This window comes from Acinetobacter puyangensis (assembly GCF_900096995.1).
Classification (GTDB): Bacteria; Pseudomonadota; Gammaproteobacteria; order Pseudomonadales; family Moraxellaceae; genus Acinetobacter; species Acinetobacter puyangensis.
Genome location: NZ_OANT01000001.1, coordinates 65,060 through 79,651 on the forward strand (window position 1 = coordinate 65,060; position 14,592 = coordinate 79,651).

At 41.4% G+C, this 14,592-nt stretch carries 15 protein-coding genes and 1 pseudogene; 9 read left to right on the top strand and 7 right to left on the bottom strand.

Going from position 1 to position 14,592, the window contains the following annotated elements; genetic code table 11:
- Nucleotides 1-6 precede the first annotated feature (6 nt).
- From CRO21_RS00300 to CRO21_RS00315, 4 genes are all read left to right on the top strand, one after another.
- Nucleotides 7-1,470, top strand: a complete 1,464-nt coding sequence (locus CRO21_RS00300) for a sulfatase-like hydrolase/transferase (RefSeq protein WP_097077369.1) — start codon at nt 7-9, stop codon at nt 1,468-1,470.
- 77 nt (nt 1,471-1,547) lie between these two features.
- Nucleotides 1,548-3,011 (top strand): sulfatase-like hydrolase/transferase, encoded by a 1,464-nt coding sequence (locus CRO21_RS00305; RefSeq protein WP_097077370.1) that lies wholly within the window; start codon nt 1,548-1,550, stop codon nt 3,009-3,011.
- A 161-nt stretch (nt 3,012-3,172) separates the two neighbouring features.
- On the top strand, nt 3,173-3,706 hold the full coding sequence (locus tag CRO21_RS00310) for a lipocalin family protein (protein ID WP_378234924.1): 534 nt from the start codon (nt 3,173-3,175) through the stop codon (nt 3,704-3,706).
- Nucleotides 3,707-3,877: 171 nt separating this feature from the next.
- Complete coding sequence (locus tag CRO21_RS00315; protein ID WP_097077372.1) at nt 3,878-4,723, top strand: Cof-type HAD-IIB family hydrolase; 846 nt, start codon at nt 3,878-3,880, stop codon at nt 4,721-4,723.
- A gap of 76 nt (nt 4,724-4,799) precedes the next feature.
- Here the strand turns inward: CRO21_RS00315 and CRO21_RS00320 are convergent, their stop codons facing one another.
- From CRO21_RS00320 to CRO21_RS00330, 3 genes are all read right to left on the bottom strand, one after another.
- Nucleotides 4,800-5,342 carry a glutathione peroxidase gene (locus CRO21_RS00320; RefSeq protein ID WP_097077373.1) on the bottom strand — a complete coding sequence of 181 codons (543 nt, stop codon included), beginning with the start codon at nt 5,340-5,342 and terminating at the stop codon, nt 4,800-4,802.
- Nucleotides 5,343-5,427: 85 nt separating this feature from the next.
- On the bottom strand, nt 5,428-6,009 hold the full coding sequence (locus tag CRO21_RS00325; protein ID WP_097077374.1) for a hypothetical protein: 582 nt from the start codon (nt 6,007-6,009) through the stop codon (nt 5,428-5,430).
- Nucleotides 6,010-6,147: 138 nt separating this feature from the next.
- Nucleotides 6,148-6,957, bottom strand: a complete 810-nt coding sequence (locus tag CRO21_RS00330; RefSeq protein WP_141398102.1) for an AraC family transcriptional regulator — start codon at nt 6,955-6,957, stop codon at nt 6,148-6,150.
- A gap of 95 nt (nt 6,958-7,052) precedes the next feature.
- Here CRO21_RS00330 and CRO21_RS00335 point away from each other — a divergent pair, with 95 nt between their 5' ends.
- Nucleotides 7,053-7,943, top strand: a complete 891-nt coding sequence (locus CRO21_RS00335; protein WP_097077376.1) for a DMT family transporter — start codon at nt 7,053-7,055, stop codon at nt 7,941-7,943.
- A gap of 127 nt (nt 7,944-8,070) precedes the next feature.
- Here CRO21_RS00335 and CRO21_RS00340 read toward each other — a convergent pair.
- Nucleotides 8,071-9,342 (bottom strand): annotated as a pseudogene (locus tag CRO21_RS00340) (MFS transporter); the annotation flags it as partial.
- A gap of 119 nt (nt 9,343-9,461) precedes the next feature.
- On the opposite strand from CRO21_RS00340, the gene CRO21_RS00345 reads away from it, so the two are divergent.
- On the top strand, nt 9,462-10,076 hold the full coding sequence (locus CRO21_RS00345; RefSeq protein WP_097077378.1) for a TetR/AcrR family transcriptional regulator: 615 nt from the start codon (nt 9,462-9,464) through the stop codon (nt 10,074-10,076).
- 2 nt (nt 10,077-10,078) lie between these two features.
- On the opposite strand, the gene CRO21_RS00350 is transcribed toward CRO21_RS00345, so the two are convergent.
- From CRO21_RS00350 to CRO21_RS00360, 3 genes are read right to left on the bottom strand one after another with little or no spacing between them, the layout of a single operon-like run.
- Entirely contained in the window at nt 10,079-10,648 is a 570-nt protein-coding gene (locus CRO21_RS00350; protein ID WP_097077379.1) for an L-threonylcarbamoyladenylate synthase, read from the bottom strand.
- Between the two features lie 44 nt (nt 10,649-10,692).
- Complete coding sequence (dprA, locus tag CRO21_RS00355) at nt 10,693-11,853, bottom strand: DNA-processing protein DprA (protein WP_097077380.1); 1,161 nt, start codon at nt 11,851-11,853, stop codon at nt 10,693-10,695.
- An 18-nt stretch (nt 11,854-11,871) separates the two neighbouring features.
- Complete coding sequence (locus CRO21_RS00360; RefSeq protein ID WP_378234913.1) at nt 11,872-13,023, bottom strand: LysM peptidoglycan-binding domain-containing protein; 1,152 nt, start codon at nt 13,021-13,023, stop codon at nt 11,872-11,874.
- Between the two features lie 132 nt (nt 13,024-13,155).
- Between CRO21_RS00360 and def (CRO21_RS00365) the strand changes: the two genes are divergently transcribed.
- From def (CRO21_RS00365) to def (CRO21_RS00370), 3 genes are all read left to right on the top strand, one after another.
- The gene (def, locus tag CRO21_RS00365) at nt 13,156-13,686 is read left to right on the top strand and encodes a peptide deformylase (RefSeq protein ID WP_097077382.1); all 531 of its coding nucleotides are present in this window, start codon (nt 13,156-13,158) and stop codon (nt 13,684-13,686) included.
- Nucleotides 13,687-13,807: 121 nt separating this feature from the next.
- Complete coding sequence (locus CRO21_RS17775; protein WP_265734851.1) at nt 13,808-13,933, top strand: hypothetical protein; 126 nt, start codon at nt 13,808-13,810, stop codon at nt 13,931-13,933.
- A 119-nt stretch (nt 13,934-14,052) separates the two neighbouring features.
- The gene (gene def / locus CRO21_RS00370; protein ID WP_097077383.1) at nt 14,053-14,586 is read left to right on the top strand and encodes a peptide deformylase; all 534 of its coding nucleotides are present in this window, start codon (nt 14,053-14,055) and stop codon (nt 14,584-14,586) included.
- The last annotated feature ends 6 nt before the right edge of the window (nt 14,587-14,592 follow it).

A 14,592-nucleotide genomic window follows, 5' to 3' on the forward strand; every position in this document is an offset into this window, starting at 1 on the left:
ATAAGCATGAAACCTAATTTTGTCATTATTGTGGCCGATCAATTACGTGTTGATGCATTGCCTGTATTTGGAAATCCTGTGGTGAAAACACCACACCTTGATGCCTTAGCCCAGCAAGGAATTGCATTTTCCGAAGTTTTTACTCAGCATAGTGTTTGTTCACCATCACGTGTCTCTTTTATCACGGGGCATTATCCGCATGTGCATGGTAATCGTACTTTAAATAATCTGATTCAACCGAATCAAGAAAATTTTCTCAAAGACTTTAAACAGCATGGTTATGATGTGGTACATATCGGTGGAAGAGGCGATACCTTTGCTGAACATGCGACCGAGGAATCGGTGAGCTATCATGGCTTTTCCGACCCAGAACTAGAAGATCTAAGCAGTTTTTTTGCAAAGAAAAAGCAAAAAATTCAAGCGCAGGATTTACAGCATTATATTGATCAAAATCCGTTAATTCGTGCTTTTTATCATGGGCAAAAAAACGATGATGATTTAACTTTTGATGCGGCCTGTGTTGAAACCGTGCAGCAATGGGTTAGTAAGCCTAAAGATAAACCTTGGGTACTATACATTCCTTTAGTTGATCCACACCCTCCTTTTGAAGTTGAAGAACCGTGGTTTTCCATGTATGACCGCGATGCCATGGCATTACCCCGTCAAGGACAGGGTTACCAGCCCAAGTATTTGGAGGCATTACGGAAAACCCATGGCTGGGATCAATATAGTGATGCAGACTGGCAGGAAATCAAAGCGGTTTATTATGGCATGGTGTCCAGATTCGATGACAATGTCGGCAAAATTAGACAGGCTATTCAGGATCATCAATTAGATGATAACACCTATTTTGTTGTGTTCTCGGATCATGGTGAATATCTCGGTGATTATGGTGTAGTCGAAAAATGGCCAAGTGGTGTACATGAATGTTTGACCCGTACACCCCTCATTATTTCCGGCAAAGACATTCAACAGGGCAAAACGTCTGATGCATTGATTGAATTGCTTGATGTCTTCCCGACCTTACTGGAGTTGGCCGGGATACAAAGTCAGCATCGGCATTATGGTCAAAGTTTTAAAGCACTTCTTTCTTCTCCAGAACTGTCACATCGAGAAGCGGTATTTAGTGAAGGCGGTTTTAATGCCAATGAAAAGGATGTTTTGGAAGATCCCCCCTTTCCTTATGATTTAAAAGGTAAGGTTCAGCATATGGATCCACAATTCGTGGGGAAGGTTGCCTGTATTCGTACTCGTGACTGGACTTATGTCTGGCGTTTATATGAACAGCATGAATTATATGATCGGCATAATGATCCACATGAAACCATCAATTTGATTGATCAATCGGAAAATGCACCGATTATTCAGCAATTACAACAACAATTGCTGCATTGGCTGGTCTACAGCGCAGATGAAATACCAAAATTATCGGAAACACGATTTGTAGCAGTAGATTTAGAGCGACCTTAAAAGCATTGTGAAATCCTGTGTTTACCGTGGATTTGCTATTTAAAAAATCTAATTGAACCTATTTTTTTGGAACAAAGATGAAACCTAACTTTGTCATTATTGTGGCCGATCAATTAAGAGCAGATGCATTGCCAGCGTTTGGAAATGCTGTGGTGAAAACACCCCATATCGATGCCTTAGCCCAACAGGGGATTGCATTTTCCCAAGCTTTTACCCAGCATAGTGTTTGTTCGCCATCACGGGTATCTTTTATCTCGGGCTATTATCCTCATGTGCATGGCAATCGTACATTGGTCAATCTAATTCAACCAAACCAGCCCAATTTTTTGAAAGATTTTAAACAGCATGGCTATGATGTGATCCATATTGGTGAACGAGGACATACTTTTGAAGAATATGCTGCCGAGCAATCAGTCACTTACCATGGTTTTTCCCATTCTGATCGCCACAATTTAAAAAGTTTTTCGCAAGGAAAAGTGTTTAAGACCGATCCAGAAGAGGTAAGACAAGCCATCGATAGACACCGTTTGTCCCGTGCTTTTTATCATGGACGAAAAGAAGATAACGATTTAAATATTGATACGGCCTGTGTTGAAACTGTACAGCAATGGGTCAGTAAACCCAAAGATAAACCTTGGGTACTGTATATTCCTCTGTTTGATCCACATCCTCCTTTTGATGTTGAAGAACCGTGGTTTTCCATGTATGGCCGCGATGCCATGGCATTACCCCGTCAAGGACAGGGTTACCAGCCCAAATATCTGCAAGCATTGCGCCAGACGCATGGTTGGGATCAATATAGCGATGCGGACTGGCAGGAAATCAAAGCGGTTTATTATGGCATGGTGTCCAGATTCGATGACAATGTCGGCAAAATCAGGCAGGCCATTCAGGATCATCAGTTGGATGAAAACACCTATTTTGTTTTATTCTCGGATCATGGTGAATATCTCGGTGATTATGGTGTGGTGGAAAAATGGCCGAGTGGTGTACATGAATGTCTTACCCGTACACCACTCATTATTTCCGGCAAAGATATTCAACAGGGTAAAACGTCTGATGCATTGATTGAATTACTTGATGTCTTCCCGACCTTATTGGAGTTGGCAGGAATCAAAAGTCAGCATCGGCATTATGGTCGAAGTTTTAAAAATCTTTTAACTGCACCTGAACTGCCGCATCGAGAGGCGGTATTTAGTGAAGGCGGTTTTAATGCCAATGAGAAGGATATTCTGGAAGATCCACCATTTCCTTATGATTTAAAAGGTAAGGTCCAGCACATGGATCCAAAATTGGTGGGGAAGGTTGCCTGTATCCGTACTCGTAACTGGACTTATGTCTGGCGTTTATATGAACAGCATGAATTATATGATCGTCACAGTGATCCACATGAAAGCATCAATTTGATCGAGGATACCAAATATATTGAGATTATCCATGCGTTAAGAGATCAACTGTTGCAGTGGTTGCTGGAAACAGAAGATGAGATTCCACCTACACCAAGAGTACATTGGCCTAAAGTGAATTTGCCTACACCATGATTGTATTTTTTATGCGGCAAGATTTTATCTCTTTGGATTCAATTCTTATCGCATCACTGACAGGAATGATACACAACAGTTTGCAAAGCCTCTTACACTAAAAATAAATGTAAGAGAAAAACTGAACAATGAAAACTGCATATCTATTGATTGGTCTGGGCATGGTGACAACCTTGTCTTTAGTACATGGGCAACTTTATGCCAAACCTACACCGATGGTCACTTCTGAAGTGGATATCGAGCGTTATGCCGGACAATGGTATGAGATCGCCCGCTTACCGATGTTTTTTCAGCGGCATTGTGCCAGTAATGTCACAGCAAATTATCAGTTAAATCCTGACAATACTGTTCAGGTGCTGAATCAATGTATCAATAAAAAAGGTGAAGTGGAGGCTGCACATGGTGTTGCATATCCACAAAATCCTGCCAAAAATAAATTAAAAGTAAGCTTCTTGCCTAGTGCTTTGCGCTGGTTGCCATTTACCAAAGGGGATTACTGGATTTTACGCCTTGATCCACATTATCAGGTGGCTTTAGTAGGTGGCCCATCACGTAAATATTTATGGTTATTATCGCGTAGCCCAACACTTGATCAGGCAACCATCGATACTTATTTACAGACAGCACGAGATCAAGGCTTTGATGTCTCAAAATTGATCTGGACCAAGCAATCAGTCACACCATCATCACCTTGACGTATATACACGCTACAGTGTGATGTGAAGTGCTTTTGCCTAGACGCTGACGATGGGTTAGAATGATCAGGATTTCTAAATAGAGCTGTATGTGATTGATCATGCAGCGTTCATCAAACTGTCATGATCTTGATCTAGGCTATAATGACAACATATAACAAAGAGGTGCGAATGCCAATAAAACTCATCGCCGTTGATATGGACGGTACTTTTTTAAATGACAATAAACAATACAATAAAACCAGATTTTTAAATCAATATAAACAGTTGAAACAACAAGGTATTCGCTTTGTTGCCGCAAGTGGTAATCAACTCTATACCTTACAAAATTATTTCCTTGAAATTCAAAATGACATTGCTTATGTTGCCGAAAACGGTGCATATGTGGTGGATGGAACAGAAGAAGTCGGATTTGCCCATTTTTCTCCCGATCTGGTGGCAGAGATAATCGCCAGTTTAATTGAAAATTATCAGCAGGCATTGATTGTTTGTGGCAAAAAGAGCGCATACAGTAGTGTGACTGTGCCACAGCAGGCCTATCAAAAACTGAATAAATATTTTAAAAAATTAAAGATTAGCAATGATTTAATGCACATCGATGATCAGATTTGTAAGGTCACGCTCAACATTGCACAATGCGATGAGAATCTATTGCTTGAAGATTTGAAAGCCAAAGATTTTATCCAAAACCAATCGGTTAAACTGGTTTCCAGTGGTTTTGGCTTTATTGATTTGATTATTCCCGCGCAACATAAAGCGCATGGCTTGAGCTTATTACAGCAAAAATGGCAGATTGCTGATCAAGACATTTTAGCCATTGGTGATAATTATAATGATCTGGAAATGATTCAAAAAGCAGGCTTTAGCTTTGCCATGGATAATGCGGTTCCAGAATTAAAACAGGCGGCACGATTTACTGCAAAAAGTAATCAACAAGAAGGTGTACTAGACGTCATTGATTTACTACTGGCAGGAGAATATCCCTTTCAACCGAGTCTAAATGCTGTCAATTTTTAGCTAAATATTATTGCATAATAAAAACATGACAAAGGTGCACATACACCTTTGTCCGAGATCAACTTATTTTACAGTTTTATTTTGCCAGTTCTGCATCAATGGCTGCAATAAGACGTGAATCTTCGGCAGTAATATCAGGTGCAAAGCGTGCGACCACTTCGCCTTGTTTATTGATGAGGAATTTTTCAAAATTCCATAATACTTCTGGTGGTTCATTCGGCGTTAAACCGTATTCAATCAGATCCTTTTTCCATGGGCCTTCGCCAATACGTTCCGGCTGCGCTGTGATCAACGCTTGATAGAGTGGATGTTTATCTTCACCTGCGACAGAAATTTTGGCGAATAAAGGGAAGCTGACATCATAGGTCAAAGAACAGAACTGCTGAATTTCTTCATTTGTTCCCGGTTCTTGCGCCAGAAAATTATTGGCAGGAAACGCTAAAATTTCCAGTCCTTGCGTTTTTTTCTCTTTATAAAGTTTTTCCAGCCCTTCATATTGTGGGGTTAAACCACATTTTGAGGCCACATTGACCACCAGTAAAACTTTGCCTTGATAGTCGGCCAATGTGGTTTCACTGCCATCAATTTTATTTAAAGGAATATCGCTAATGCTACTCATGAATTTATCCTAAACAGAAGTTTGGTTTAACATAGCATGATTGTAAAAAATACATGTTAAACCATTGTAAATGGGATCTAGGGAATTATTGAGCGGGTTGCTGAGGTGCTGGAAGCTGCTGTGATGCTGCCGGTTGATCAGAGATTTTGTTATGAATGTCCTGACTGATTTCCATCAGTTCTTGTTGGGCTTTCATGGCTTTTTCCTGTAAAGGCTGGAATTGTGCAGGATCAATTTTTTCCATATCGCTGGTGAGAATGGTTTCACTCATTTCCAGACCGACATGACTATTTTCAATCATTTTTTCACGCAGTTGATTGCCTTCAGTGCTTTTTAAACTTAACTTTTTCAAGTCGGCATTACTTTTTTCGACAAAACCTTTAAATTCGGTAAACAATTTTTTGAGTTCTTCTTTATCCTGTTTTTGCATGGCTTGATCCATACGTTGTTGCAAGGATGATGCAGCTTGTTCCTGTGCGAGTCCAAACGTCTGAATGGTATCAACATCGGCTTTAATGTCGGCTTTATTATTGCTGCTAAGTTGCGCAGTTTGTTGTGTGGTTGCAGGTGCTTTACTTTCCCCATCTTTTACTTCGGTCACAGGTTTTGAACAAGCCGTAACAATAGCCATAGTACCGATCAGTGCAACAAGTGTTAATTTTTTCATAAAATTTATCCAGATAATGTATTGAATGACGCCATGAATGAATACAGCATCTATCGTGTAGGCTACTATAACGGAAGATGAATAGATAAATCGAATACTCTTGTGCAAAATTTTATTATAAAAATGAAAAGATCGTGGTTAAAACCTTAATTGATTCAGACGAAATTGTTCTGGCGTCATACCGGTATAGCGTTTAAAAAATTCAATAAATGCCGAAGGATGATGGTAGTTCAGCTCTAGTGCAATTTTTTTAATCGACGCATTGAGTTTTAGTTGATCAATCGCATAAATCAGTTTGGCACGATTACGCCATTCTGAAATCGACATCGCAAAATGTTGTTGAAACAAGCGTAATAAATGTCGTTCACTGATGGCAAAATGTGTGCAAATGCTATGCAATTTTAGTGCATGGTGTTGTGGCTGCAATAAAAAATCGGTAATTTTCTTTAAGGACAGATCATTACTAAGTGGCAAATAGTGATCATGGCTTGGGGCTATAGACAATTCATCAAACAAGACCAAAAGTTTATGCCATTGCTGTAACGGTGTTTGTTGTGCACGTTGTTCTAGTAAATGCTGGGTGATAAAGTTAATTAGTGGTGAAATCTGGATGATGCTGGGTGTTGCTGCCAAGTGTTGGGAGAGCGCAGGGGAAATTCTAAAACAGATAAAGCGGGTTTCTTGGTCGTACCTTGAAATGGCTTGATGTGGGGTGTGTGGTGGAATCCATAAGCCAAAACTAGGCGGTGATAAATAGACGTGTTGATCAATATTGAACTCCAGAATCCCGTCCAGTGAGAAATTAAAATCACCCCATAAATTACTATGTGGATAGACTTCCTCCTTTGCCTGATATTGATAGGCATCCAGATGTAGATGCGACATGTCTAAACTGGAACTGTCTAGTGTGCCAAGCAGTGAGTGCTGAGTTGATGAAGTGTTACTCAATGTCGTATCTTCAATGGTTTTGTCTGATTATCAGTATATTATTTATTTAAGACATCATCGACAATAGGTAGGCTAAAAAATATTGGGTAAAGTGAATGAATACAGCGTCAATCAGTACCACCACACAGCGGTGGATCTATCTGTTGCCATTAACGGCGGTATTGATCTGGGCCATTAATATTGTGGTGACACGTTATGCTGTGGATTTAATTGAACCCATCAGCATTAGTTTTTACCGCTGGGTGATCGCATGGCTGGTATTGACCCCATTTATGTTGCTTAAAGTCATCAGACGCTGGCAGGATATTCGTCCGCATCTTTGGCAACTGGCTGTGCTGGGCTTTTTGGGAATGGTGTGCTATCAGGGGCTTGCTTATACGGCGGCGCACTACACTACTGCGACCAATATGGGGATTATTAATGCTTTTATCCCGGTCTTTTCGATTTTTTTTAGTATCTTTATCTTAAAAATTTATCCCAATCGTTTTGCTATTTTTGGCGTGATCTTGTCAATTTTTGGTTTGATTTATTTGGTTACGCAGGGCAATTTCGCCACCCTTTTACATGGGCAACATATTTTTGGCGATTTGTTAATGGTACTTGCTGTGGGATTATATGCATTTTATGGGATTTTCTTGCAACGTTGGCAATTAAAATTACCCTTATTCATCATGCTCTACATTCAAGTTATCTTTGCAGTATTGTTTCATATCCCCTTGATTATGTACTTTGGTCTGGATCAACTGAATGCTGCCAATGCACCATCGGTATTCTATGCCGGAATTTTTTCGTCTATTTTTGCCGCTTATTTATGGATGATGGCGGTACAAAATCTGGGTTCAAACCGTACCAGTATTTTTATGAATTTTATCCCCATTTTTACTGCGATCATCGCCTATATTTTTCTGCATGAACAATGGACAATTTATCATAGTATCGGCGGGGCGATGGTCTTGGCGGGGATTTTATTGGCGCAAAAAAAGTAATCGGGAAACGGATTTTGGGTGTGTATATCGATACAGACCCAAATTTTGTAAGACTCCGTCATAATTCTTTCATTGAGATTAATTTTATTTATACAAAACAAGAATTTTTATCCTGAACTGACGTTATTTATGATTTGATGATGGGATTATTGATACCTCTTGCTAAGGTGAAAATCAGTAAAATCGAAAATAAGGCAAGCGGTAATACGCCAAACAGCAGCACATTACTATTAAAATAGTCTACGATCACTCCACCTAATCCCGAGCCTAGAGCAATCAAGATCAGGAAGGTGAACGTGATCATCGGCATTCCTTTTTCGACTGCTTCCGGCGCATGGACAAACATCCAGATATTTACAGCTGTTGGAATGATCCCCCAGGCAAATCCCCATAGTGCAGTCAATATGATGGCAGCTGTGGTATGTATTGCAAATAAAGGTAAGCAGAGAAAGCTCATGGCAAATGCAATGCCTGCGAAAGCAAAAGTGTAACGGATATTGATTTGCCCCATATAGCCTGCAAAGGCATTGCCTAAAATCCCTGAAACGCCAAAAATCAATAATAAACTACTGATAAAACCATCAGCATAACCGAGTTGAAATTTAAAAAATGGTGCAAAATAACTATAGGCAGCAAAATGTGCCAACCCAATAAAGATAAAAATAATCCAGCCCTTACGTGCAATGGGATGACGAATTAATACAGGTAGTTCTTTTAATTGTAAGGCAGAAGAAGGTTTTAACTGCGGTAAATAACGTAATTGCATAAAGAAAAGTATAATACCCATCACTGTGATGATCATAAATGCAGTACGCCAGCTGGAATAATGCGATAACCAAGTACCAATTGGTACGCCGAGAACACTGGCTAAAGTAACACCGGATGCCACTAAGGCGGTTGCTTTGGCGATCGGTAAATGGGCAGGGGCGACCCGACCACTTAATGCAACAGCGGTTGCCCAAAAGCCACCAATAGAGATGCCGAGCAGAAAGCGTCCTAATAAAACCAGAGTAAAATTAGACGCAAGTGCGGTAAGTAGATTGGCAACCACCATGATCAGCATGAGGATTAATAATAAATAGCGTCGATCCAGTGATTTTGCAGACAGAGGAATTAATAACGCGGAGAACATCCCGGTAATGGCGGTGATGGTCACTGTCCAACCGGCGGTGCCAATAGAAATCTGGAAATCATGGGCAATCTCATTGAGTACACCCACAGCGAGAAATTCTCCAGTGACGAGTGCAAATGCACTTAACGCCACAGATAAAATTGCAAGCCAGCTACCTTGATGCGCAATAGACGCTATGGATTGATTTTTATCAGAACAAATAGAACTTGGCGGGGACATAATACACCTGTAAATAAACTGATAAAGATGATTCATAATATTTTTATAATGAACGTTATAAAAATATTATGTTATGCTAATGTTGTCAATTAATTTTATAGTGATCGATATAAAAATATATCGAATGATCATTCATCATGTTGCTAAGATATTCATATAGGTGAAAAATGACAAAAGCCAAACGTGGTCGGCCAAAGTGTTTTGATGAGCAAAAAGCACTTGAACAAGCCATGTTACTGTTTTGGCAATATGGTTATCAAGCGACCTCAATGAGTGATTTGACCAAGGCGCTCGGTATTACTGCACCGAGTTTATATTGTACGTTTGGGGACAAGACCCAGTTATTTTATCGTTGTCTAGAATATTATCTAAGTCATGAAGCCTGTTCATTTACGATTATTTTTCAGCAGGCCAAAACCGCAAAAATTGCCATCGAAATTTATCTGCATGAAAATATAAAGCGCTTTAATGTTGAACATAAGCCCAAAGGCTGTATGTTGATTACCGCAGCAATGAATTGTCCGGTAGAAAATCAGGACATACAAAATACGGTATTGGGCTATCGGCTTAAAACCAAAGAGCATATGCTGGTACGTTTGCAACGCGGTGTTGAGGAAGGCGATTTACCACCCCATGCACCCATTCACTTAATGACAGATTTTTATTGCACAATTTTACAAGGACTGACCTTACAAGCAAGAGATGGGGCCGGGAGCGGGCAGTTACAGGCAGTGGTTGATCAAGCCATCAGTCATTGGGAATTGTTTTTGCAATCTGCCTAAGCTCATGCCCGAATCACTTGTCCGGTTACTGCATCGAGAATCTTACTGGGCTGTGGGCTTGTGCCTAACTCGCCGGGCAAAATGGCCAAATCTGAGGGAAAATAATCTGCGACCTGTTGCGCAGTTTTTGCCGGGGCTAAACCCGCAGGATTGGCACTGGTGGATACAATCATGCCATCAAATGCTGCACATAATTGCCGACATAAAGCATGCTGGGTGACCCGAATGGCGACACGATCATGCGTACCATAAATCCATGCTGGAATTGCTGCGCTAATCGGCAATAACCAAGTGGTAGCACGTTGCTGTGTGCCGGTATGTTGCCATGAGGCAATAATTTGCTGGCGTATGTCTGCGTCAAGTAGAGAGAGTAAGGGTTCAATCCGTTCAATACTTTCACTGAGTAGAATCACGCCTTTTTCAATCGGGCGTTGTTTAAGCATCAGAATTTTTTCAAAAGCCTGTTGTTGTTGTGGGTCACAGCCCAAGCCCCAGACCGCTTCGGTGGGATAGGCCACAATCTCCCCTTGCTGTAATCGCTCAACTGCCTGTTCAAGGCTTAGCGTATTCATATGTTATCCAAAACTCATTATCCAGAATTTATGCTCAAAGTCATTTAGCAGCGCAGATAACGACCACCATGTTGTTTGCATAAGCCAAGTAGTTCTAGCTCGACCAGTGCCACATTGAGGTCAATGATATTCTGATTTAATCGTATTGCAAGTTCATCAATGCTAATACCAATCCAGTCCAATTGTTGGTATAGCACATTTAAATGTTCAGGAATTTCGACATTTTCAGTCTGTGGTGCAGTGCTTTGATCATTTGATTTTTTCAGTACTGGTTTTGCCGATGAAGCTGCACCAGAAGGGGGAACAATGGAAGGGAGGTGACCAAACATATTCAGGTCTTCGATCACCTGTAGCGGGTGATCGACCAGCGTTGCACCATCACGAATCAATTGATGGCATCCCTGATGATATTGGCTGTAAATATGCCCCGGAATGGCGAACACTTGCTTGCCTTGATCGGCGGCTTTTTTTGCTGTAATCAGGGAACCGCTTTCCAGACCCGCTTCAACCACGACAGTACCCAAACTCAGACCACTGATAATCCGGTTACGGCGTGGAAAATTTGGTTTTGCCGGTGGCGTATTCGGTAAAAATTCAGAAATAATGGCGCCACCCTGCGCAATGATGCTTTGCCATAGTGATTGATGTGCGGCTGGATAACATTGATCCAGTCCAGTACCGATCACCGCAATACTTTGACCTTTCTGGATTGCGCCATGATGGCAGGCTGCATCAATACCCAGTGCCAAGCCACTGCTGACCACATAATTTTTTTCTGCAAAAAAATGCGCAAAATCATAGGCGATTTGTGCACCATGTGGGCTAGGACTACGGCTGCCGACCATGGCAATTTGTGGTTGATGCAAGACATCCGCATTGCCTTGAACAAACAAAATTGGTGGACTGTCATCATGAGGTGCTAATTGGGCAGGGTAATGGGCCTGTCCTTTAAATAAAATATGATCGGTATATTGCTCGACTTGCTGCAAGATGCGGTCTAAGTCAGATGGTGCTGTATGGAAATGTTGTAAACGTTCGATGTGATTGGCATGTAGTTTTAATTGCCGCCATATGTCAACTGCGTTGGGCTGAATAGCCGTATGGGCATCGCCAAAATATTGTATGAGTCTGTTATAAGCAGTAAAAGAATGATGTAGCAGATACCAAAGTGTGAGTTGCTCGCGTTCGACTTGTGATATCTGCATATAGACTATTCCAATACTTTATTCATCAGACAAAGGCACAGCCAGTAATGCACCCAGTTTGATCGGTAAACTACTGTCTGTGATATAGGCATAGCTGATATGATCAAAGGTTTTAAACACTAGAGCGTGGCCAATGCGTTGAGAGGGTAATTGAATTTGTTCCTTGGTTTTGGGATCGGTGGTGATTTCGCCACGCTGGTCAAGGGCAAATACTTGTCCTGTTTCCGCACCATCGAGGTTGCCACGATCAATGGCAATCACACTATGTTTTGCTGCTGTACCAATCGAACCGAGCACACGAATCACCTGACCACCTTCACGGACCTGACTGGCAGGCACAGGGTAGAATAAGGTCGGTAACATGGCATCATATTCAGGTAAAATTAAGTCACTTTTACGCACTTCAGCATTAAAGGTTTTGGTGAGTTCAAACGTTGAAACATCACCTTGTTGTTGCGTAGCCAGACCCGAAGCGACCTGATTAAGTTCAATGCCTGCGACATATTCTTTGGCTTGGGCATTACGCAATTTGTAAGGTTCACCCACACGATAAACCGCATAACGCTGGCCGACCTGTATACCATTGCCACGAACATAGATACGATCTCCCGCAGCAGCAATGACACGGTTTTCAGTCATACCCAGCACATAAGGCACATTGGCAATATTTGCTGGTGAAACAATAATACTGCGCTCCAGCCAATTGCGAATTTCATCGAGAGGAATCACGGGAATGGCATTATTTAATGATTCTACCCGTATTTGCGGAGATAAATTTATACCCGCCTGACCGCCTGCACGTCGAATGACACCTTCGCAGCCATCGCCTTCATCCTTGCCAATTAACGGGCGGCCATCGAGTGTACATAGTAATAAACGATCCCCCGGATAAATCCAGTGCGGATTTTTGACATGTTTGTTACTTGCCCAGATTTCCGGCCAACGCCAAGGTCTTTGTAAAAAACGGCCGGAGATATCCCAAAGCGTATCGCCTTTTTTGACCACATAGACATTGGGTGCATCTGCACGCAAGGAGGGTGGATTAATATTTTTTGCCTGAACGTTAACTGCAATGCCAAGCCCTAAGCCGATACACATTGTAAATGTCATGGCATGCTGTTTGAATGTTTTTTTAGCGGTTATTGCTTGGTGTTGCAACGCTTTTGTCATTATCATAAGCCTAATACTGTGTTTGTGATTCGGCTATACTATGCGTATAGTCGCCGCTACAAACGCCCCCTGGTTAAGAAATACAATTGATTGTAGGTTTCCGCTTGACCAATGGCATCATGAGAGGACCATATGGCACTTCTACCTATTTTAAGTTTTCCCGATCCACGCTTGCGTACCATTGCCAAGCCTGTAGAACACGTCAATGATGAAATTCGTCAGCTTGCGGCAGATATGTTTGAGACCATGTATGCTGCACCCGGTATTGGTCTGGCAGCCAGTCAGGTTGACCAGCATATCCAACTTATCGTCATGGATTTGTCCGAAAACAAAGATCAGCCCATGGTCTTTATTAACCCCAAAATTACTGCGTTGACGGATGAAACGCAACCTTATGAAGAAGGCTGTTTATCGGTACCACAAATATACGATAAAGTTGAGCGTCCGTCACGTGTAAAAATCGAGGCATTGAACCTTGAGGGTAAAAAAATCGAAATCGAGGCTGATGGCTTGTTGGCAGTCTGCATTCAACATGAAATGGATCATTTAAACGGTAAGTTATTTGTAGATTATTTATCACCACTAAAACGTCAAAGAGCACGTGAAAAAGTGGAAAAATTGGTACGTCAGCGTCAGAAAGAAAAAGTCACGGTGAAGCGTTAAATAGCTTTGTTTCCTATGTTGAGTTTTTCCAATCCATGCCCGTGCGCCATCACCAAGCCGGTTTTTACCTGTGACTGACGAGGTACGTCAGCTTGCAGCAGATAACTGTACGCTAAACTAGATGGGGTTCACTGTAACGCAGGTTGATCGCCGTATTGAATTGATTGCCACTGAAACGCCAAAGTGCAGGAAAAAACTCGCAAAAAGTGGTATGGCAGTGCTAAGAAAAGTTGCGATACAACGCTAAAGAAGAATGTTGATTTTCTTCTATCATGTGTCTTTCGGGTGTATGGTAAGGGTTTCTTCCAGCTAATAAATAGCATGGACTGTATTTGCCCATGCCATGATTCGTAGTGAGATAGACTTTTGGCACTTCTACCCCTTTTAAATTTTCCTGACCCACGCTTACGGACCATTGCTAAACCAGTTGAGCAGGTCAATGATGAGATTCGTCAGCTTGCAGCAGATATGTTGGAAACCATGTATGCCATACCCGGTAACACAGGTTTATCAGCCACCTTGGTAAATCGGCATATTCAACTCATCGTGATGGATTTTTCCAAAACTAAAGATCAACCACAGGTCTTTATTAATCCCAAAGTGACTCCTTTGAGCACACAAACCCAAGTCAATGAAGAATGCTGCTTTTGTGTACCCGAGATTTATGGCAAGGTTGCACGTTCGTCACGTGTAAAAATCGAGGCATTGAACCTTGAGGGTAAAAAAATCGAAATCGAGGCTGATGGCTTGTTGGCAGTCTGCATTCAACATGAAATGGATCATTTAAATGGTAAGTTATTTGTGGATTATTTATCACCACTAAAACGTCAAAGAGCACGTGAAAAAGTGGAAAAACTGGTACGTCAGCGTCAGAAAGAAAAAGTCACGGTGAAGCGTTAAATGAGC

What these genes read in the sequence shown, in the direction of transcription:
- CRO21_RS00350 (WP_097077379.1), bottom strand. Translation starts at nt 10,648, where the DNA reads ATGAATACGCTAAGCCTTGAACAGGCAGTTGAGCGATTACAGCAAGGG.
- CRO21_RS00360 (WP_378234913.1), bottom strand. Translation starts at nt 13,023, where the DNA reads ATGACAAAAGCGTTGCAACACCAAGCAATAACCGCTAAAAAAACATTC.
- CRO21_RS17775 (WP_265734851.1), top strand. Translation starts at nt 13,808, where the DNA reads ATGGGGTTCACTGTAACGCAGGTTGATCGCCGTATTGAATTGATTGCC.
- CRO21_RS00345 (WP_097077378.1), top strand. Translation starts at nt 9,462, where the DNA reads ATGACAAAAGCCAAACGTGGTCGGCCAAAGTGTTTTGATGAGCAAAAA.
- CRO21_RS00310 (WP_378234924.1), top strand. Translation starts at nt 3,173, where the DNA reads ATGGTGACAACCTTGTCTTTAGTACATGGGCAACTTTATGCCAAACCT.
- CRO21_RS00300 (WP_097077369.1), top strand. Translation starts at nt 7, where the DNA reads ATGAAACCTAATTTTGTCATTATTGTGGCCGATCAATTACGTGTTGAT.
- CRO21_RS00320 (WP_097077373.1), bottom strand. Translation starts at nt 5,342, where the DNA reads ATGAGTAGCATTAGCGATATTCCTTTAAATAAAATTGATGGCAGTGAA.
- CRO21_RS00305 (WP_097077370.1), top strand. Translation starts at nt 1,548, where the DNA reads ATGAAACCTAACTTTGTCATTATTGTGGCCGATCAATTAAGAGCAGAT.
- def (WP_097077382.1), top strand. Translation starts at nt 13,156, where the DNA reads ATGGCACTTCTACCTATTTTAAGTTTTCCCGATCCACGCTTGCGTACC.
- CRO21_RS00325 (WP_097077374.1), bottom strand. Translation starts at nt 6,009, where the DNA reads ATGAAAAAATTAACACTTGTTGCACTGATCGGTACTATGGCTATTGTT.
- CRO21_RS00335 (WP_097077376.1), top strand. Translation starts at nt 7,053, where the DNA reads ATGAATACAGCGTCAATCAGTACCACCACACAGCGGTGGATCTATCTG.
- dprA (WP_097077380.1), bottom strand. Translation starts at nt 11,853, where the DNA reads ATGCAGATATCACAAGTCGAACGCGAGCAACTCACACTTTGGTATCTG.
- CRO21_RS00315 (WP_097077372.1), top strand. Translation starts at nt 3,878, where the DNA reads ATGCCAATAAAACTCATCGCCGTTGATATGGACGGTACTTTTTTAAAT.